The 18,562-nt window shown below is 69.5% G+C and carries 15 protein-coding genes and 4 pseudogenes; 6 read left to right on the top strand and 13 right to left on the bottom strand.

All coding sequences use genetic code 11. The annotated features are described in order from the left end of the window. Positions 1-2: 2 nt before the first annotated feature. The 4 genes from HL658_RS17620 to HL658_RS17605 all read right to left on the bottom strand — a co-directional run bounded on the left by HL658_RS17620 (position 3) and on the right by HL658_RS17605 (position 3,458). The gene (locus HL658_RS17620) at positions 3-524 is read right to left on the bottom strand and encodes a methyl-accepting chemotaxis protein (protein WP_343055178.1); all 522 of its coding nucleotides are present in this window, start codon (positions 522-524) and stop codon (positions 3-5) included. After that, complete coding sequence (locus HL658_RS17615; RefSeq protein ID WP_180287646.1) at positions 500-1,642, bottom strand: HAMP domain-containing protein; 1,143 nt, start codon at positions 1,640-1,642, stop codon at positions 500-502. Before HL658_RS17615 ends, HL658_RS17620 begins: the two co-directional genes overlap by 25 nt. 136 nt (positions 1,643-1,778) lie before the next feature. Beyond that, positions 1,779-2,543 (bottom strand): amino acid ABC transporter ATP-binding protein, encoded by a 765-nt coding sequence (locus HL658_RS17610; protein WP_180285093.1) that lies wholly within the window; start codon positions 2,541-2,543, stop codon positions 1,779-1,781. Between the two features lie 42 nt (positions 2,544-2,585). Next, positions 2,586-3,458, bottom strand: a complete 873-nt coding sequence (locus tag HL658_RS17605; RefSeq protein WP_180285046.1) for a MurR/RpiR family transcriptional regulator — start codon at positions 3,456-3,458, stop codon at positions 2,586-2,588. A 174-nt stretch (positions 3,459-3,632) separates the two neighbouring features. Here HL658_RS17605 and HL658_RS17600 point away from each other — a divergent pair, with 174 nt between their 5' ends. From HL658_RS17600 to HL658_RS17590, 3 genes are read left to right on the top strand one after another with little or no spacing between them, the layout of a single operon-like run. Then, a complete protein-coding gene (locus HL658_RS17600) occupies positions 3,633-4,664 on the top strand; it encodes a transporter substrate-binding domain-containing protein (RefSeq protein WP_180285047.1) in 1,032 nt (343 codons plus the stop codon). A 53-nt stretch (positions 4,665-4,717) separates the two neighbouring features. Then, on the top strand, positions 4,718-5,893 hold the full coding sequence (locus HL658_RS17595; RefSeq protein ID WP_180285048.1) for an amino acid ABC transporter permease: 1,176 nt from the start codon (positions 4,718-4,720) through the stop codon (positions 5,891-5,893). A gap of 3 nt (positions 5,894-5,896) precedes the next feature. Next, positions 5,897-7,018: an amino acid ABC transporter permease gene (locus tag HL658_RS17590; RefSeq protein ID WP_180285049.1), complete on the top strand. Its 1,122-nt coding sequence runs from the start codon at positions 5,897-5,899 to the stop codon at positions 7,016-7,018. Between the two features lie 79 nt (positions 7,019-7,097). On the opposite strand, the gene HL658_RS17585 is transcribed toward HL658_RS17590, so the two are convergent. The 6 genes from HL658_RS17585 to HL658_RS17560 form a co-directional block, all read right to left on the bottom strand. Then, positions 7,098-7,598, bottom strand: coding sequence for a LysR substrate-binding domain-containing protein (locus HL658_RS17585; protein WP_180285050.1), 501 nt, complete (start codon positions 7,596-7,598; stop codon positions 7,098-7,100). A gap of 3 nt (positions 7,599-7,601) precedes the next feature. After that, positions 7,602-7,862, bottom strand: coding sequence for a LysR family transcriptional regulator (locus HL658_RS17580; protein WP_180285051.1), 261 nt, complete (start codon positions 7,860-7,862; stop codon positions 7,602-7,604). Between the two features lie 66 nt (positions 7,863-7,928). Beyond that, positions 7,929-9,386, bottom strand: a complete 1,458-nt coding sequence (locus HL658_RS17575; protein ID WP_180285094.1) for an NAD-dependent succinate-semialdehyde dehydrogenase — start codon at positions 9,384-9,386, stop codon at positions 7,929-7,931. A 33-nt stretch (positions 9,387-9,419) separates the two neighbouring features. Next, complete coding sequence (gabT, locus tag HL658_RS17570; RefSeq protein ID WP_180285052.1) at positions 9,420-10,706, bottom strand: 4-aminobutyrate--2-oxoglutarate transaminase; 1,287 nt, start codon at positions 10,704-10,706, stop codon at positions 9,420-9,422. 234 nt (positions 10,707-10,940) lie between these two features. Then, positions 10,941-12,647: an acetolactate synthase catalytic subunit gene (locus tag HL658_RS17565; protein WP_180285053.1), complete on the bottom strand. Its 1,707-nt coding sequence runs from the start codon at positions 12,645-12,647 to the stop codon at positions 10,941-10,943. Then, the gene (locus HL658_RS17560; RefSeq protein ID WP_211109773.1) at positions 12,644-13,987 is read right to left on the bottom strand and encodes an aspartate aminotransferase family protein; all 1,344 of its coding nucleotides are present in this window, start codon (positions 13,985-13,987) and stop codon (positions 12,644-12,646) included. Before HL658_RS17560 ends, HL658_RS17565 begins: the two co-directional genes overlap by 4 nt. 567 nt (positions 13,988-14,554) lie before the next feature. On the opposite strand from HL658_RS17560, the gene HL658_RS17555 reads away from it, so the two are divergent. After that, positions 14,555-15,262, top strand: coding sequence for a GntR family transcriptional regulator (locus HL658_RS17555; protein ID WP_180285055.1), 708 nt, complete (start codon positions 14,555-14,557; stop codon positions 15,260-15,262). Positions 15,263-15,364: 102 nt separating this feature from the next. On the opposite strand, the pseudogene HL658_RS37160 reads toward HL658_RS17555, so the two are convergent. Continuing rightward, positions 15,365-15,882 (bottom strand): annotated as a pseudogene (locus tag HL658_RS37160) (IS3 family transposase); the annotation flags it as partial. Further along, positions 15,883-16,149, bottom strand: a pseudogene (locus HL658_RS17545) (IS30 family transposase); the annotation flags it as partial. Positions 16,150-16,192: 43 nt separating this feature from the next. Here HL658_RS17545 and HL658_RS17540 point away from each other — a divergent pair. Together HL658_RS17540 and HL658_RS17535 are read left to right on the top strand one after the other, a co-directional pair. Beyond that, positions 16,193-16,495 (top strand): annotated as a pseudogene (locus HL658_RS17540) (integrase core domain-containing protein); the annotation flags it as partial. Positions 16,496-16,790: 295 nt separating this feature from the next. Then, positions 16,791-16,930 (top strand): annotated as a pseudogene (locus HL658_RS17535) (integrase core domain-containing protein); the annotation flags it as partial. A gap of 117 nt (positions 16,931-17,047) precedes the next feature. Here HL658_RS17535 and HL658_RS17530 read toward each other — a convergent pair. Continuing rightward, the gene (locus HL658_RS17530) at positions 17,048-18,547 is read right to left on the bottom strand and encodes a tripartite tricarboxylate transporter permease (protein WP_180285056.1); all 1,500 of its coding nucleotides are present in this window, start codon (positions 18,545-18,547) and stop codon (positions 17,048-17,050) included. Positions 18,548-18,562 lie beyond the last annotated feature (15 nt).

Raw genomic sequence — 18,562 nt, 5'->3', positions numbered from 1 at the left:
GCCTAGGCGGCCTCGATGCCGCCGAGGAATTCGTCGATGGCGTGGTTGAGTTGTCCGGCCAGCCCGGAGAGGCGGGTGGCCGCCCCGGCGGTGCGCTCCGCCGCCTGCCGGGCCTGGCCCGAGATGTGGCGCGCCGCATCGGCCGAGGCCGAGACGTCGCGGGTGCCCTCCGCGGCGCCCTGGACGGAGCGGGCGATCTCGTGCGTCGCCGCCCGCTGCTGGCCCATCCCCTGCGCCGCCGTCGCCACCGCGCCGCGCAGGCCGGAGACGCTGGTTCCGATGGCGCGCAGCGTGTGGACGGTGGCGTCGGCGGCGTTGCGCACTTCGGCGACGCGGGCGCTGATCGCCTCGGTGGCCTGGCCGGTCTGGGTGGCGAGCTGCTTGACCTCGGAGGCGACGACGGCGAAGCCGCGTCCGGCCGCCCCGGCCCGCGCGGCCTCGATCGTGGCGTTGAGCGCCAGCAGGCTGGTCTGCCCGGCGATGCGCTCGATCAGCGCGGTCAGCTCGCCGATCTGTTCGGCCACCAGGGCCAGGTTCCGCGCGGTGTGGTCGGCGGCCTCGGCACGGGAGGAGCGTCGTCGCTGGCGCCGGCGGCGCGGGCGATCTGGGTGTCTACCTCGGCGATGGAGGCAGCCAGCTCCTCGGCGCCGCCTGCCACCACCTGCATGTGGGCGGACACCGCGTCGGCCGAACGGGCGATGGCCCCGGCTTGGCCGTCGGTGCGCGTGACCAGCTCGATCAGGTCGGCGGCTCCGCCGCGCATGGTTTCGGCGCTGCCGATCAGCTCGGCCACCGCCTGGCCGACGCTGTTCTGGAAGCGGGTGGCGAGGCCGCGCAGCAGCGCCGCCTTCTCCTCGGCGCGGTGGCGCTCGGCCGCTGCGCGCCCGGCTTCCAGCCGGCCGCGTTCGACCGCATTGGCCTTGAACACCTCCAGCGCACGGGCCATGGCGCCGATCTCGTCGCGCCGGCCGGTGTCGGGCACCGCGGTGTCGAGCTCGCCCTCGGCAAGCCGGCGCATGGTCCCGGTCAGGCGCACCAGCGGTCGGGCGAGATGGCGGGCGGCGAACACCCAGGCGCCGATGGCGACCACCAGGGCCAGCGCCGATCCCGCCATGGCGGCACGGGAGGTTGCCGCGAAGGCGGTGTCGATCGCTGCCGAACGGGTGGCGACGGTCTCGCGCTCGACCCGGCGGATCTCGGCGAGCAGTTCGCGCACCACGGCCATCGCCTTGCGGCTGGCCTCGGTCACCGTCATGCGCTTGACGTCGTCCCGTGCCGCTTCCCGCCACGCCCCGACCGCGCCGTCGAGTGCCGCAATCCGGCCGAGCTGGGCGGTGTCCCCGGCCTTGAGCGTGCGGAGCTGCCCGACCGATCGCGTGTAGGAGTCCAGCCCGCTGCCGCGGAACGGCTCCAGGGTTGCGGCGTCGAGCGACAGGATGTAGCGGCCGACCGCGCCGTCCTGGACAATGATGGCACCGGCGATGCCCTCCAGCACGGTGAGCGCCTCGCGGCTGTCGGCCGAGGCGCGCTGGTCGCCCTCCAACACGGTCAGCAGGACGTGCAGCAGCAGCGCCGTCACCACGGTGGCGGCGGCGACCAGGGCGAAACAGGCGAGCAGCTTGTGTGTGATTGAACGGATCATGGGCATGAGGGACAAGCACCTTCCAAGCTCGACCCGCGTGTCGGCCCGGTGGTTCCGGTGGCCGCGGGCATGTCTTCCCCGTCCGCTCCCCCCATGCGGGACGAGCGCTGGCGTCGCATCGTGACGAAACGTCCGGCTAGTGCAGGATCTGCCCAAGGAACGCACGGGTGCGCTCATGCCGGGGGTTGCCGAAGAACTCGGCCGGGGTGGCAACCTCGACGATCTCGCCGCCATCGGCGAAGACCACCCGGTCGGCGATCTCGCGGGCGAAGCCCATCTCGTGGGTCACGCAGAGCATGGTCATGCCGTCCTCGGCGAGCGAAACCATGGTGTCGAGTACCTCCTTGACCATCTCGGGATCGAGCGCGGAGGTCGGCTCGTCGAACAGCATGATCCGCGGGCTCATGCACAGAGATCGGGCGATCGCCACCCGCTGCTGCTGCCCGCCGGAGAGCTGGCCGGGATACTTGTGCGCCTGCTCCGGGATGCGGACCCGCTCCAGGTAGCGCATGGCCAGCCGCTCGGCTTCGGCCCGCGGCATCCTCCTGACCCACACCGGGGCCAGGGTGCAGTTCTCCAGCACTGTCAGGTGGGGAAACAGGTTGAACTGTTGGAACACCATGCCGACGTCGCGCCGCACCGCCTCGATGTTGCGCAGCTCCGCGGTCAGCTCGATGCCGTCGACCACAATGCGGCCCTCATGGTGCTCCTCCAGCCGGTTGATGCAGCGGATCAGCGTCGACTTGCCGGAACCGGACGGGCCACAGACCACGATCCGCTCGCCCTGGCGCACCGTCAGGTTCACGTCACGCAGCACCTGGAAGGTGCCGTACCATTTGTTGACCCTGTGGAACTCGACGGCCGGGGGCGGGGCCGCTGGTGTCTGGGCCGGATCGGCCATGGTGGAGGACGTCATGGTGGTTCCTGGATTTCGGGGCGGTGCTCAGCCGAGCAGCTCGCCGGAATTCTTCATTTCGATGTCGTTGGCCGTGATGCGGTCGAGTCCGGCCTGGCCCATGGTGGCAACGGCGAGGCCGACCAGGATGCTGCCGAGCATCTGGGCGCCGGCCACGGAATCGGGGAAGGAATAGCCCCTCACCAGGCTGAGAAAGGTGTGGTCGGCCAGCGCGCCGATCGGCGAGGTCTCGCTGTCGGTGATGGCGATCACCTTGGCACCCTGGGAGCGGGCGGACTGCGCGAAGCTGCGGACGATGCGGCTGTAGGGGTGGAACGACAGACCGATGAAGAGGTCCCGCGGCGACAGGTCGGTCAGCTCCAGCCCCATGCCGCCGCCGACGTCGAGCAGATGGGTGGCGGGCTTGGCCTTGCGCAGCGAATAGGCGATCGAATGGGCGGGGCCGAACATGGTGCGCCGTCCGGAGACGAACACCCGGTCGGCCGCCACGATGTCGGCGGTGGCCGCCTCCAGCCGGGCGCTGTCCAGGCCGGCCACGGTGTGGCGCTGGATCTCCAGCTCGCGCTCCGCGAACTTGGCGGCGAAGCCGAGCGCGCCCTCGGCGCTTGCGAGCGAGATCAGCTCGGCGGCTTGGCTGCGGTTGCGGTGGGTGCCGGCCATGTAGGCCTCGACATACGAATCGCGGAACTCGTCGAATCCCTCGAAACCGACCTTCTGGGCGATCCGCACCAGGGTGACCGGCGGCACCCCGGCGCGCTTCGCCAGCTCGCGCATCGAGCGCACCGGCACCTCGTCGCCATGGGCGATCACGAACTGGATCGCCTGGCCGACATGCCCGCGCACCTTGGGCAGCAGGTCCCGCAGCTCCCGCTCGATCTCCGCCACATTCCGCTTCGCCATCGATCGCCACTCCCCGCCCGCAACGCCCCATCCGTCGCGGCACCGTCATAGTGGATCATAAAGTTCATGTTGACGCAATCAGAAACATATGATCCATTTTGGGCGCGAACGATCCGGGGGGCGCACTGCCGGCCGGTGCGGTCGCATTCCCAAGAAAAATCGATGGAGGCTCCTATGTGGGGACGCACGCTCATCATTTCCGGCCTGCTGGCTGCGGGATTGGCGATCACCGGAACGCCGGCCCAGGCCGGGCCGGTGTTCGACCGGGTGAAGGCGCAGAACAACCTGCGCTGCGGAGTCGGCGGTTCGATTCCGACCTTCTCCCGCTTGGACGACAAGGGGGAGTGGAGCGGTCTCGACGTCGACTACTGCCGCGCCGTCGCCGCGGCGGTGCTGGGGGATCCCAAGCGCGTCAGCTTCGTGCCGCTGACCTTGCAGCAGCGCTTCACCGCGCTGCAGAGCGGCGAGGTCGATCTGCTTGCGCGCGACAGCGTCGTCAACCTGACGCGCGACGCCTCGCTCGGCGTGATCTCGGTCGCGGCCAACTTCCACACCGGCGCCGGTTTCATCGTGCGGCGCGATTCCAAGGTGACGACGATCGACGACCTCAAGGGGGCGACCTTCTGCATCAGTCAGGGCAACACCGCGCTACAGAACCTTGCCGATACGATGAAGAGCAGGGGTGCGGACTACAAGGTGGTCCAGCTCGAACGCTTCCAGGACACCTTCCGCGCCTTCCTGTCGGGCCGCTGCGACGCCGCCATTGCCGGTGCCGCCGATCTTGCCGGCGCCCAGGTCACCATGGCGCCCAACCCGGCCGACTTCGTCGTGCTGGAGCAGTTGATGTCGAACGATCCGTACTCGCTGTACGTCGCGCGCGGCGATTGGGAATGGTTCACCGTGGTGCGCTGGGTGCATAACGCACTGGTCGAGGCGGAGAACCGGGGCATCAATCAGGCCAACGTGCGCGAGATCGCGGCAAGCTCGACCGACGTCACCGTCCGGCGCATGCTGGGAAGCGACGACAATCTCGGCGGCCTGCTCGGCGTCCAGAAGGACTGGGTGGTCAAGATCGTCGAATCCGTGGGGAACTACGGCGAGATCTACGACCGCCATTTCGGCGCCAAGTCGCTGGTCAAGATGCCGCGCGGGCTGAACAACGTCGCCGCCAAGGGCGGGCTGCTCTACTCGCCGCCGTTCAACTGACCGGCAGCCCAGGTGCTCTGGCTTATCTTCGTTCCATCTGACCGAGGCGGCGCATGTCCGGGACCCAGGCACTTCCATCCCACCGTTGGCGGCCTTCCGGCCGGAAGGCGCGGGCGATCCTCTGGCAGGGGCTGGCGCTCGCCGTGCTGGCCGGGGGAGGGGCCTGGCTGGCCATCAACACCATGTCCAACCTGGAGGAGCGCCGGATCGGCTCCGGTTTCGGCTTCCTGGAGCGGCCGGCCAGCATCCCGATCGCCGAGACGCTGATCGCCTACGCCCCGGGCGACGCCAACCTCCACGCCGTCGCGGTCGGCCTGCTCAACACGCTGCTGGTCACCGTGTTGGGGATTGTCCTGGCGACCGTCCTCGGCACCGTGGTGGGCGTCGCCCGGCTGTCGCGCAACTGGCCGCTGGCGCGGGTGACCGGCCTCTACATCGAGCTGGCGCGCAACGTGCCGATCACCGTCCATCTCCTGCTGTGGTACGCGCTGCTGCAGGGGTTGCCGGCCGCGCGCTCGGCGATCTCGCTCGGCGGGACGGCGTTCCTGTCGAACCGCGGCCTGGTGCTGCCCGCGGTCGGGATGCCGGGTGGCTGGCTGCCGTTGCTCGCCGCCGTCGGCGTGGCGGCGGGGCTGGCGTTCGCCCTGCACCGCCTCGCGGCCCGCCGCCAGCGGTGGAGCGGGCGGCGGCCGCTGGTGTGGCCCTGGGCGGCCGGACTCCTGCTCGGCCTGCCGGCCTGCGCGCTCGCCGTCCAGGGGGCGTGGCCGACGGTGACGCTGCCGCAGCTCAAGGGCTTCAACTTTGCCGGCGGCACCACGATCTCGCCCGAGCTGACCGCGCTCACCCTCGGGCTGGTCGTCTACTTCGCCGCCTTCATCGCCGAGATCGTGCGCGGCGGCATCCTGGCGGTGTCGCCCGGGCAGTGGGAGGCCGGCGTCGCGCTCGGCCTGGACCGCCGGCGCATCCTGCGACTGGTCGTGATCCCGCAGGCGTTGCGGCTGATCATCCCGGCGACCACCAACCAGTACCTCAACCTGACGAAATCCTCGTCGCTCGCCATCATCATCGGCTATCCGGACCTCGTCACCGTGATCAACAGCATCATCACCGACACCGGCCAGGCCATCGAGTGCATCGGCCTGATCATGGCGGCGTTCCTCGCCGTCAGCGTCTCGATCTCCCTCCTGATGAACTGGTTCAACAGCCGCATGAAGCTGGTGGAGCGCTAAGCCATGACCAAGACACTGGTTCTGCCGGCACCGCCGCCCACCTCCTTGGGCCAGGGGATGCTGGTCCGGCTCCGCGCCGCCTGCTTCGACTCCGCCGCCGGCACCGTCACCACGGTGATGGTCGCCGTCCTGGTCGCGGCGCTGGGCGCATGGCTCGCCGACTGGGCGGTGCTGCGCGCCGTGTGGTCGACCCCGCCCGGTGATGCCGCGCTGTGCCGGGCACCGGGCGCCGGCGCCTGCTGGGCGGTGGTCGCCGAGAAGCATCGCTTCCTGCTGTTCGCGACCTATCCGTACGAGGAGCAGTGGCGCCCGGCGCTCGCCTGCATTGTCCTGGTGGTGCTGTGCGTCGCCAGCGGTTTCCGGCGCAGCTGGACCCGCTGGCTGGCGGCCCGATGGCTGATGGTTGGCTGGCTGGCCGGGCTGACGACGATCGCCGTGCTGATGTGGGGCGGCGTGCTCGGCCTGCCCCATGTCAGCCAGGAGCGCTGGGGCGGGCTGCCGGTCACGCTGCTGTTGGCGGTCTTCGGGATCGCCATCGCCTTTCCGCTCGGCGTGCTGCTGGCGCTCGGCCGCCGGGCGGAGGACCTGCCGGTCATCCGCTGGCTGTGCGTCGGCTACATCGAGCTGATCCGCGGCGTGCCGCTGGTCAGCATGCTGTTCATGGCGTCGTTCCTGCTGCCGCTGTTCCTGCCGAGCGGGTTGACCGTCGACAAGCTGGTCCGCGCGCTGGTAGCGTTCTCGATGTATGCCAGCGCCTACCTCGCCGAGGTGGTGCGCGGCGGCCTGCAAAGTGTCCCGCGGGGCCAGCACGAGGCGGCTATGGCGCTCGGCCTCGGCTATTGGCGCGCCACCGTTCTGGTGATCCTGCCCCAGGCGCTGCGGCGGGTGATCCCGCCGCTGGTCAACACCTTCATCAGCCTGTTCAAGGACACCTCGCTGGTGCTGGTGATCGGTGTCTTCGACCTGCTGAACGCCGGCAAGGCCGCCATCGTCGACCCGGTCTGGCAGGCCTTCGGCTTCGAGATGTTCCTGGCGGTCTCCGCCATCTTCTTCGTCTTCTGCTGGTCGATGTCGACATACAGCCGCCGGCTGGAGGACGGTTTCGGCAACCCTCGCGGACGGTGAGGGCCGGAGGGGGCGGCATCGAAAAGGCCGCGTCCCTACGGGCGCCGCTATCAAGGGAAGAAAAGCATGAGGTGCGAGGTCAGCCCGGCCGCTTCGCGCGCTCCACCGCCGGCTCCTTCCAGCGGCCGCGTTTGGCGGAGAAGACGTAGGGCGACAAGGCAACGCTGCTGGTGCCGATCTCGACCAGTTCTCCGGTCGCGAGGTCCCTGCCGGCGATCAGGTCGTTGGCGAGCGCCACGCCTTGCCCCAGTTTGGCGGCCTCGATGGCGAGATGGGCATGCCACAGCCGCGGGCCGCCCAGCCGGGCTGGTGCGTCGACCCCCGCGGTGGCGAACGACGCCAGCCATTGATCGTGGCTCTCCTCGTGGATCAGCGGTGCCGCGATCAGGTCGGCCGGCTTGGCCACCGGGAACACGCGCGGGTTCGCCAGCATCGCCTGCTGCACCCCGACGCGCTTCAGCGAATCGTAGCCGATCGCCGCGTCGGCCTCGAAGGCGAGCAGGTCAGGCTGCCCATCGGTCGGCCGCAGGGTGATCTCGATCGCCGGATGCAGGCTGCGGAAGGCGTCGAGCCTCGGCATCAGTCAGCGGAGCGCGAAACCTGGCATGCACCACACGGTCAGGCTGGTCGACCGTTTCTCCTGATAGTCGGCGCCGCCGGGGGGCAGCGTCACCCCCTGGCGCGAGGTCTGCAGCCGGGGCACGTCGACGAAGGCCTGGAGCGTCTTCAAATGCCGGCTGACCACCGTGTGGTCGAGGCCGAGCTCCTCGGCCGCCCGTCGAACGCTCCTGTGGCGCGCCACCGCCTCGAAGGCGCGGAGGCTGGCGAATGGCGGCAGCTTCATGGCGGGGATCTAGCAGCCGCCGCCGCAAAGGAAAGAGACGCCGCCCGGAGATGGCGTGCGCGGTGCTCACGCCGGCAGGCGCAGGCAGAGGTACTTGATGTCGAGGTACTCCTCGATGCCGTAGCGGGAGCCTTCGCGGCCGATGCCGCTCTCCTTCACACCGCCGAACGGGGCGACTTCGTTGGAGAACACGCCCTCGTTGATACCGACCATGCCGCACTCCAGCGCCTCGGCCACCCGCCAGATCCGACCGATGTCGCGGCTGAAGAGATAGGCGGCCAGTCCGGCGTCGCTGTCGTTCGCCATGCCGATCGCCTCGGCCTCGATCGCGAAGCGGAACAGGGGAGCCACCGGACCGAAGGTCTCCTCGCGCATCACCACCATCGCGGCGGTGACGCCGGTCAGCACCGTCGGTTCGACGAAGTTGCCGCCCAGCGCGTGGCGCCCGCCGCCGATCAGCACCCGGCCGCCCTTCGCCACCGCGTCGGCGACATGGCCGAGCGCCTTGTCGACCGCGGCAGCGTTGATCAGCGGCCCGATGGTGACGCCGTCCCCGACCCCGGCGCCGACCCGGAAGCCGGCGACCGCCGCGGCCAGCCGCTCGGCGAAGCGGTCGTAAACCCCGTCCTGGACCAGGATGCGGTTGGCGCACACGCAGGTCTGGCCAGCGTTGCGGAACTTGGAGGCCAGGACGCCGGCGACCGCCTGGTCGAGGTCGGCGTCGTCGAACACGATGAAGGGAGCGTTGCCGCCGAGTTCCAGCCCGACCTTCTTGACCGTGCCGGCGCACTGCGCCATCAGCGCCTTGCCGACGCGGGTCGAGCCTGTGAAGCTCAGCTTGCGAACCGCCGGGTTGGCGGTCAGCTCGCCGCCGATGCGCTCCGGCACGCCGGTGACGACGTTCAGCACCCCGGCCGGAACGCCGGCGCGGCAACCCAGCTCGGCCAGGGCGAGCGCGGTGAACGGCGTCGCCTCGGCCGGCTTGACCACGACGGTGCAGCCGGCGGCCAACGCCGGCCCGACCTTGCGGGTGATCATCGCGGCCGGGAAGTTCCAGGGCGTGATGGCGGCGACCACGCCGACCGGTTGCTTGATTACGATCAACCGGTTCTCCGGTCGCGGCGCCGGGATGGTGTCGCCGTAGACGCGCTTGGCTTCCTCGGCGAACCACTCGATGAAGGAGGCGGCGTAGGCAACCTCGCCGCGCGCCTCGGCCAGCGGCTTGCCCTGCTCGGCGGTCAGCAGCCGGGCCAGATCCTCCTGGCTGGCCAGGATCAGGTCGAACCAGGCGCGTAGGACCGTGGCGCGCTCCTTGGCGGTGCGGGCGCGCCAGGCGGGCAGGGCGGCCTGGGCGGCGGCGATGGCGCGGCGCGTCTCGACCTCCCCCATCATGGGAACATGGCCGATCGCATTGCCGGTCGCGGGATCGTCGACGGCGAAGGTGGCGCCGTCATCGGCCGCCACCCAGTTGCCGTCGATGAACGCGCGGTCGCGGAACAGGGCCTTGTCGGCCAGGGAAGGCATCGTCATCGCGGGTGTCTTTCGTCGGAAATGGGGTCAGGCGGCATGGGCCAGCGCGGCTTCCAGCCGGTCCATTCCCTCATCAAGGATGGCGTCGTCGGCGGTCAGCGGTGCCAGGATGCGGACGCCGCTGCCGTCGGTGCCGCAGTTCAGCAGGATCAGCCCTTCCGCCATCGCGCGGCGGACGACGGCCCGCGCTACCTCCGGGTCGGGATCGTTGCCGCTGCGGTCCTTGACGACGTCGAAGGCGATCATGGCACCCAGGCCGCGCGGCGCGGTGATGGGAACAAGGTCGTTGCGCGTCCGCATCTTTTCGAGACGTGCGGTCAGGCGGGTGCCGATCGCCTCGGCGCGGGCGCACAGCCCCTCCGCCTCGATCGTGTCGAGCACGGCGAGCGCTGCAGCGCAGGCTACCGGATTGCCGGCGTAGGTGCCGCCGAGGCCACCTGGCTCGGCGGCATCCATGACGTCGGCGCGGCCGACCACGCCGGAGAGCGGAAAGCCGCCGGCCAGCGACTTGGCCATGGTGATCAGATCAGGCCGGACCGGCTGGAAGTGCTCCGACGCGAACATTCGGCCGGTGCGAGCGAAGCCGGTCTGGACCTCGTCGACGATCAACATGATGCCGTGGTGATCGCACAGGAGGCGCAAGGCCGTCATCAGCTCGGGCAGTGCGGCGTGGAAGCCGCCTTCGCCCTGGACCGGCTCAATGGCGATCGCGGCGACGCGTTCCGGCTCGAGATCGGCCGCGAACAGGAAATCGAGCGCCCGCAGTGAATCGGCAACCGCGATGCCACGCGACGCGACCGGGAAGGGGACATGGTGGACGTCGCCCGGCAGCGGCCCGAACGCCTTCTTGTAGGGTGCCACCTTGCCGGTCATCGCCATCGTCATCATGGTGCGGCCGTGGAAGCCGCCGGTGAAGGCGATGATGCCGCTGCGGCCGGTGGCGGCGCGCGCGATCTTGACGGCGTTCTCCAGCGCTTTCGCCCCGGTGGTGAACAGGATGGTCTTCGCCGGGCCGGCGATCGGGACGAGCGCGTTGATCCGCTCGGCCAGCGCCACATAGGGCTCATAGGCCATGACCTGGAACGCGGTGTGGGTGAAGCGCGCGCTCTGCTCGGCGACCGCCCGCATCACCGCGGGGTGGCGGTGCCCGGTGTTGAGCACCGCGATCCCGGCGGCGAAGTCAATGTAGCGGTTGCCCTCGACGTCCCAGATCTGGGCGTTCTCGGCGCGGGCGGCAAAGACCGGCGTCGCCGTCGCGACTCCCCGGGGAACGGCGTTGAGGCGGCGGGCGAGCAGAAGAGCGTTTGTCGTCATGGGCCTTGAACCTCCGGTGGGGCCATGATCCCAGCGCAATGACCGCCCGCGGTGAAAGTGCAAGTTCGGCCGTGATCGGTGCATCGAATGCACCGCCGTCCGTGCCGGCGGGACCGTGTCGATCGGGACAGGTGCCTCCCCGGCCGACGGTGACCGGATCGGAACGTTGAAAAGGGGACCGCGCCCCCCGGGGGCGCGGTCAAGGTGGAACGAGCTCCGGGTTGGGGCACGGTCTCAGTCGACGGCGCGGTCGAGCGTACCGTCGAACAAGGACAGCGGGGGATGGGCCGCAGGATCGGTCATCACGTCGAGCAGCCAGGGGCGGTCGGAGCGCAACGCCAGCTCCAGCGCACCGGGCAGGGCCGCGCCGTCTTCGACGCGTGCCGCCGCGCAGCCGCAGGCCCGCGCAATCTGGGCGTGGTCGACCGGAGCGAAGTGGCAGGCGGTGGTGTAGGCGCCGAACTTGACGGTCTCCGCGTCCTTCTGGAAGCCGAGGATGCCGTTGTTGAGGACGATCACCGTCAGCGCGATGCCGCTGCGCGCCAGGGTTTCCAGTTCGGCCCAGCTGTGGGCGAAGCCGCCGTCGCCGACCACCGCGACCACGGGCGCCGCCGGCCGCGCCAGCTTGGCGCCCATCGCCAGCGGTAGGCCCCAACCGAGCCCGGCGAGGCCGCGGGGGGTGAGGAAGCGCATGCCTGCACCGAGCGAGCGGAGCTGGCCCGCCACCCAGAACGACGAGTAGCTGGCATCGGCCGCCACGATCGTGTCGGGGGTGAGCCGGTATTGCAGCTCCGCCATCACCCGCTCGGGACGCAGCGGGCCGGGGCGGCGGGCGGTGACGTCCCGCCGATCTGCCTCGAAGCGCTGCCACAGCCCGGCGATGCGGGCCTCCACCGCCGGCCGCGTTGCGGCGCGATGGCGGAGATCGAGCGTGCCCAGCGCGTCGCACAGCGCTGCCAGGGTGGGGCCGGCGCTGCCGACCAGGCGGACCGCCTCGTAGTTGCGGCCGATCTCGTTGGGATCGACGTCGATGTGGAGCACGCGGGCGCCCGGTGGGATCAGGCGCCAGCTGTCGGTGCCGTTCTGGTTGGTGCGGGTGCCGGCGAGCAGGACGAGGTCGGCCTCGGCGAGCAGGGCGCGTGAATGCCGCCCCAGCGAGCGCGGACCGACCAGGGGCCCCAGCACGCCGCAGGACAGCGGATGGTGCTCATCGACCGTGCCCTTGCCCATCAGCGTGGTGAACACCGGCAGATGGGCGGCCTCCTGCAGGCGGGCCAGGGCGTGAAAGCCGCCGGCGGCATGAACCCCGCCGCCAGCGATGACAACGGGGAAGCGCGATTCGGCGATCATCGCCGCGGCGTCGCGGATCGCGCCGGCCGCGGGCTGGATCAGGTCGGTTGGCCAATGTCCCAGGCTGGCCCGGCGCGGCGCGGCCGCAACCGGCGCGATCTCACGCAGCAGGTCGGCAGGTAGCAGCAGCACGGCCGGTCCCGGCCGACCGCTTCCGGCAGCGACGAAGGCCGCGTCGACATGGTCGTCGATGCGGTCGCCGGTGACGATCCGGCGCACCCATTTGGCGCAGGCCTGGAACAAGGCGGGGTGGTCGAGCTCCTGGAACGCGTTGCGCTCGGCCTGGGGCCGCTCGACCTCCTGGACCAGCGCCACCACCGGGATGCTGGCCTTCAGGGCTTCGGCCAATGGCGGCACCAGCAGGGTGGCGGCGGGGCCGTTCTGCGCGGTCACCACCGCGATGGTGCCGGAGATGCGGGCGAAGCCGTCGGCCATGGTGCCGCCGGCGTTCTCCTGCCGGTACGACACCTGCCGAATGCCAAGCGCCTCGGCCGCGAGGATGACGGCGGACGGCAGGCTCTGGCCGAAGATCGTCGTGACCCCGTGCCGCTTCAGCGCCAGGGCAATGCGTTGGGCAACTGTATCGTTCATCGAACCAGTCCTTCGTAAACCGCGGCCTGCGTTGCAAGGAAGCCGTCGAAGGCCTGTGCGACCAGCTCGACCTCCGCAAGGCCCATGGGGGTGGAGAGGCAGGCGGCGGCTCCGTTGGGCAGCGCGATGTCCTGCCGGGCGAAGAAGCGACTGAGCGCGGTCATCACCGTCTGCTCCGGTGGGGTGAGAAAGGCTTGGCGGAACTCGCGCGGCGGCGTCGGCTTGGGGTGGATGCGGAACAGCGACGCCGCGCCGGTGACCGAGAACGGCGCATCATGCCGCGCGATCGAGGCGGAGAGGCGGCGGCGCAGTTCGTCGCCCAGCTCCTCCAGCCGCTCGAACGCGGCGTGGTCGAGGTGCTCGAGGGTGACTTGACCGGCGACCATCGACACCGGGTTGGCCGAGAAGGTCCCTCCCTGGGGCAGGGCGGGGCGCCCGGCCTTGCCGTCGAACACCGCCATCACCTCGGCCCGTCCGGCCACCGCGCCGACCGGAAAGCCTCCTCCGATGATCTTGCCCAGCGTGTAGAGGTCGGGGTGGAGGCCGTGTCGTACCGAGGCCCCGGCGTAGCCCTGGCGAAAATTCAGCACCTCGTCGCTGATCACCAGGATGCCGTGGGCGCGGGCGGTGCGCTGCACCGCCTCGACGAACGCCGGCTCCGGCGCGATCAGGCCGGCCCGGCTCGGCATCGGGTCGAGCAGCACAGCGGCCAGCGTGGCGGCGCGCGCGGCGATGGCGCGCGCCGCGCCTTCGGCGTCGTTGAAGCGCAGCGGCACCACCTCGTTCAGCACTGAAGGCGGCATGCCGCGGTAATAAGACACCGCTGCCGGCGCCTTGGACGGTCCCCAGGTGGCGGGAGTGACCGACTGGCTGACCTCGGCCCAGTCGTAGGAGCCGTGATAGGCGCCCTCGATCTTGGCGATGCCGGTGCGGCCGGTGAAGGCGCGCGCCGCCTTGATGGCGAACAGCACCGCCTCGGACCCGGTGTTCACGAAGCGGATGTGCTCGATGCCGGGCACGCGGCCGCGGATCGTTGCCGCCAGCGTGATCTCGGCTTCCGTCGGGCTGGCGAAGCACGAGCCGGAGTGGAGCTGGCGGACGACGGCCTCGGTGACCGGGGCGAAGGCGTGGCCGTGGATCAGCGTGGTGAAGTTGCCGTTGAGGTCGAGCATGCGTCGGCCGTCGACGTCGACCAGCCAGGCTCCCTCGCCGCGGGCGATGTAGCGGGGCAGGGGGTCGCATTCCACGGTCACCCGCGTCGTGCCGTCGGGAAAGACATCGAGGGCGCGGGCGTACGCTGCTTCCGATTTTGGACCGATCGACGGGATTGGCACCGTCATGTTCTCCGTTCCAGGCGGGGATGAAGAGAAGATTGTCATATGATGCAACAATATCATCGGATGCGCCGGCTTTTGCGCGACATGTCCCGACGAACAGCCGTTCCGGCTGCTGTCAGAGTGACCAATAATCAATTTTGATGCAACAAAAAATTCAGATGGAACGATGGATTGCGCCCGCCCGGCAGGCCCTGTGCGAACTCCCCGCGCTTGTCGCGACGTCCGTCACGAGATTGCAAAGTGTGCCTGCTCCGGATTTGGAACAAATGTTACATCAAACGACAATCTAATAGGAGGGAGCTGGTTTCACGCCGCGGTTCGCAGCGATCAAGGTCAAGTTTCTGGCCTGCTTCGCTCTGGTCGGGATGACCGCTACCATGAAGAAGCCCTGCTCCGGCACTCCCGCCTGACTGATGCGCACCGCTCGAACCGGCTACAGCCCGCTGAGCCGCGCCTTGACTTTTGATGATGCGGCATTTGATGGTGCATCATCGTCCGTCCTGTGCGGACGGGTGAGAGCGCGGGAAGGACGGGACGCATGATCAATCGGTGCTGGCCATGGAGAGCCCGATGAGGGAGGCCGCGACCGACGATACCCAGCTGCGGCGGCTGGACCGGCAGGGCAGCCTCGGGGAGCTGGCTTACGAAGCCCTGAAGGACACCATGATCCGCGGCGCGTTCCCGCCCGGGGAGAAGCTGACGGTGCGCCGGGTGGCCGGCGATCTGGGGGTCAGCACCACCCCGGCGCGCGACGCGATCACCCGCCTGATCAGCGAGGGCGCCCTGGTCAACCTGGGGCCGAAGACCGTCGTGGTCCCGGTCCTGACCCGGGCCACGCTCGACGAGGTCACCAAGATGCGGCTCGCCCTCGAAGGGCTGGCTGCGCAGGAGGCGGTGGCGAATGTCGGAGAGGCGGCGGCGGCCGAGTTCGAAGCGATTCAGGTGGAGATCAACGCCGCGATGGATCGCGCGGACTATCAGTGCGTCCTGGCGCGCAACAAGGATTTCCACTTCCTGCTCTACGGGCTGTCGAAGATGCCGCGCCTGGTCGCGGTGATCGAGACGCTGTGGCTGCGCGTCGGCCCTTCGCTGAACGGCCTGTATCCCGAGTACGCCATCAACCGGCTCGGCGTCTCCAACCACCAGTGGGCGATCCGTGGCTTGCACGACCGTGACGGGGCCACGGTGCGCGCCGCGATCGAAAACGACATCCGGGACGGCTACCGTCGCCTAACGAAATCCCTCGGCTTCGACCGCGCGGACGACGTGCCGGGCTGAGGCGGCCGCGAGGGCGGTCGCGCGCCGGCCAGCGTTCGTTCTCGGGGTCCGAGTAGCAGAGGAACGGGATTCTGAGCTTCCCTCGGGGGAATGGACACCGGGTTATGCGGTCCGCAGCTCGGCCTGTTCTGGGGTGATGTAGCCGAGGGTCGAGTGGAGCCGCTGGCGATTGTAGTAGCCTTCGATGTAGGCGAACAGGTCCCGCTTGGCGGCCTCGCGTGTGGGATAGTGCTGCTCATGGACGAGTTACGCCCTCAGGCTGCCGAAGAAGCTCTCCATAGGGGCGTTGTCCCAGCAGTTTCATTTGCGGCTCATGGATTGGACGAAGCCATTGCTTTTCAGGGCTTTGCGGTACTCCGCCGAGGCGTATTGGCAGCCGCGGTCCGAGTGCAGCAGCAGCCCCGGCCCGGGCCGCTGCCGCTGTATCGCCATGGTCAGCGCGGCCAGTGGCAACTCGGTGCGTAAGTGGTCGCGCATCCCCAGCCGATCACTTTCCGGCTGAACAGGTCCAGGATGGGGGCCTCGTACAGCCAGCCCTCGTCCGTGGCCAGGAAGGTAATGTCGCTGACCCAGACTTCGTTCGGTGCGGCGGGCGTGAAATTGCGGTCCAGGAGATTGGGCTCCCGCTCGGCAAAGCTAAGGTATCGCCGGGACAGGGGCTTCGACGAACGGGACAGATGCGACGGCGGCATGCCGCCCGCATCGCGAAACCAGCGGCCTCCGACCGGCTGCGAGATCCCCACCTGCATCGCTGCGTCCTCGCTGGTCAGGCCCGCAGCCACCAACGTCCAGAAGCGGCGCCGGTCCTCTCGACGCCCAACCCCTGGCCTCCCTGGTGACCTCAGCTTCTCTCGCAAGGCCCGTTCCGAACGTCGCCGACCTGCCATCGCCCCACCCCCCGCATCGGTGTTGCGACGACCGCTTGAATTCACCCAATACGTTGCCATCAAGTACACCGAGCGTCTCACCGCCGCCGGCGTCGAACCCTCCGTCGGCAGCGTCGGTGATTCGTACGACAATGCCTTGGCCGAGACGATCAACGGCCTCTACAAGACCGAGGTGATCCGGCGCCGCGGACCCTGGCGCACCCTGGAGGCCGTCGAGTTCGCCACCCTGGAATGGGTCGACTGGTTCGATCACCGGCGCCTCCTCGAACCCATCGGCAATATCCCTCCCGCCGAAGCCGAAGCACGCTACTATGCTCAAGCCGACAGCGTCGCCATGGCGGCGTGATCCAACCAAATCGGCCTCCGGGAAACACGGTGCGGTTCAGTGCGCCGGCTGGCTTGCGCGGGCTGTGGGACCCAAGGCTGCGGCTACCGGGCGGTCGAGGCGCCGCCGGCGCCGCTCTACGCCCGACGTTTGGAGGAGCTGATCGAGCCGGCCTGCAGGCTGACGGCGGAGTGTGGCGCGTGCCATCGCCGACGCGCGTTGGATCCGTTGTTGCTGGCCCGTACTCGCAAGTTGGGTCCGGACACGACGCTTTGGGATGTGCGACGCGCCTGCGCTGCGAAGGATGCGGGCGGTTCAAACCGACAGCGAGGCCAGGGCCGGGACCGGCCGCTGGATCGATTTTTACAACGCCGACCGCCCGCACTCGGCGCTCGGCGGCAGAACCCCGACGAGGCCTATAAGGGCCCATTGGACCGGATCAGATTGGCGGCATAACACGAACCTGAACCAAGCTTATTCCAGCCGCAAAACTGTCCGGGGAACGGGGACCACCTCACTGCCGGCTGACCCCGGCCGATCCGGCCCCCGCGCACAGTCACACCGGCTCCACGATCACTCGCGGAACACCGTCTCCCGCTTCTGCCCGATGGTTGGCAGGAGGACCACCACCAGTGCCACCAGCGCCAACACGAGCAGCGACGCCGTCAGGGGCCGGGTGAGGAACTGGGTGGGATCGCCCCGGAAGAGGAGCATACTGCGCCGCAGGTGCTCCTCCAGCATGGGGCCAAGGACGAAGCCGAGCAGCAGCGGGGCCGGCTCGCAGTCGAGCTTGTGAAGCGCGTATCCGAACACCCCCATGGCCGCCATCACCAGCACGTCGCCCGCGCTGTTGTTCACGCTGTAGACGCCGATGGCGGAGAACACCACGATGGCCGGAAACAGCCAGTGGTAGGGAACGGTCAGCAGCCGCACCCAGATGCCGATCAGCGGCAGGTTCAGAACGACCAGCATGAGGTTGCCGACCCACATTGAGGCGACCAGACCCCAGAACATCTCGGGCTTGTCGGTGATGAAGGACGGCCCCGGTGTGATGCCGTGGATGATCAGGGCGCCGACCATCAGGGCCATCACCGGGTTGGACGGGATGCCCAGCGTCAGCATCGGGATGAAGGAGGACTGCGCCCCGGCGTTGTTGGCGCTTTCCGGCCCGGCGACGCCTTCGATGGCGCCTCGGCCGAAGGCGGCGGGGTTGCGCGACATCCGTTTTTCCAACGCGTAGGACGCGAAGGAGGACAGCAGCGCACCGCCGCCCGGCAGGATCCCGAGCAGGGAGCCCAGCGCCGTGCCGCGGAGCACCGGCGGGGTGATGCGCGCGAGGTCCTGCCTGGACAGCATGAGACCCTCCACCTTCGCGGCGGTGGGTGTCCGGTCCTCGTGCGACTCCAGGTTCTTGATGATTTCGCCGATGCCGTACACGCCCATCGCCAGCGCCACGAACTGCAACCCGTCGGTCAGGTTCTCCAGGCCGAAGGTGAAGCGCGCCTCGGTGGTGTAGACGTCGCGGCCGATCAGGCCGAGCAGCAGGCCCAGGATGATCATGGCGAGCGCCTTGAGAAGGGATCCGGACGCCAGCGTCACCGACGCGATCAGACCCAGCACCATCAGCGCGAAGTATTCCGGCGGCCCGAACTGCAGGGCGAGTGCCGCCAGCGGCGGTGCGAACAGCGCGATGAACACCGTGGCTATGGTGCCCGCGACGAAGGACCCCAGCGCCGCCGTCGCCAGCGCGGCGCCGGCGCGACCCTGGCGGGCCATGGCGTAGCCGTCGAGCGCCGTGACCACCGAGGTGCTCTCCCCGGGCAGGTTGATCAGGATCGCCGTTGTGGAGCCTCCGTACTGCGCGCCGTAATAGATGCCGGCCAGCATGATCAGCGCCGACACCGGCTCCAGCCCGAAGGTGATCGGCAGCAGCATGGCGATGGTGGCGACGGGTCCGAGCCCCGGCAGCACACCGATCAGCGTGCCGAGCAGCGCACCCACGAAACAATAGAGGAGGTTGGAGACGCTGAGCGTCGTGGCGAAGCCCAGGGCCAGGTTGTTCAGGATGTCCACGCCGGTGCTCCCCAG

This window comes from Azospirillum oleiclasticum (assembly GCF_013423485.1).
Classification (GTDB): domain Bacteria; phylum Pseudomonadota; class Alphaproteobacteria; order Azospirillales; family Azospirillaceae; genus Azospirillum; species Azospirillum oleiclasticum.
Note: the sequence above shows the minus strand (reverse complement) of the source record. Positions and strands in the feature narration are given on the sequence as shown.

What these genes read in the sequence shown, in the direction of transcription:
- HL658_RS17565 (WP_180285053.1), bottom strand. Translation starts at nt 12,647, where the DNA reads ATGAACGATACAGTTGCCCAACGCATTGCCCTGGCGCTGAAGCGGCAC.
- HL658_RS17595 (WP_180285048.1), top strand. Translation starts at nt 4,718, where the DNA reads ATGTCCGGGACCCAGGCACTTCCATCCCACCGTTGGCGGCCTTCCGGC.
- HL658_RS17615 (WP_180287646.1), bottom strand. Translation starts at nt 1,642, where the DNA reads ATGATCCGTTCAATCACACACAAGCTGCTCGCCTGTTTCGCCCTGGTC.
- HL658_RS17575 (WP_180285094.1), bottom strand. Translation starts at nt 9,386, where the DNA reads ATGCCTTCCCTGGCCGACAAGGCCCTGTTCCGCGACCGCGCGTTCATC.
- HL658_RS17555 (WP_180285055.1), top strand. Translation starts at nt 14,555, where the DNA reads ATGAGGGAGGCCGCGACCGACGATACCCAGCTGCGGCGGCTGGACCGG.
- HL658_RS17610 (WP_180285093.1), bottom strand. Translation starts at nt 2,543, where the DNA reads ATGGCCGATCCGGCCCAGACACCAGCGGCCCCGCCCCCGGCCGTCGAG.
- HL658_RS17585 (WP_180285050.1), bottom strand. Translation starts at nt 7,598, where the DNA reads ATGCCGAGGCTCGACGCCTTCCGCAGCCTGCATCCGGCGATCGAGATC.
- HL658_RS17590 (WP_180285049.1), top strand. Translation starts at nt 5,897, where the DNA reads ATGACCAAGACACTGGTTCTGCCGGCACCGCCGCCCACCTCCTTGGGC.
- HL658_RS17605 (WP_180285046.1), bottom strand. Translation starts at nt 3,458, where the DNA reads ATGGCGAAGCGGAATGTGGCGGAGATCGAGCGGGAGCTGCGGGACCTG.
- gabT (WP_180285052.1), bottom strand. Translation starts at nt 10,706, where the DNA reads ATGACGACAAACGCTCTTCTGCTCGCCCGCCGCCTCAACGCCGTTCCC.
- HL658_RS17580 (WP_180285051.1), bottom strand. Translation starts at nt 7,862, where the DNA reads ATGAAGCTGCCGCCATTCGCCAGCCTCCGCGCCTTCGAGGCGGTGGCG.
- HL658_RS17560 (WP_211109773.1), bottom strand. Translation starts at nt 13,987, where the DNA reads ATGACGGTGCCAATCCCGTCGATCGGTCCAAAATCGGAAGCAGCGTAC.
- HL658_RS17600 (WP_180285047.1), top strand. Translation starts at nt 3,633, where the DNA reads ATGTGGGGACGCACGCTCATCATTTCCGGCCTGCTGGCTGCGGGATTG.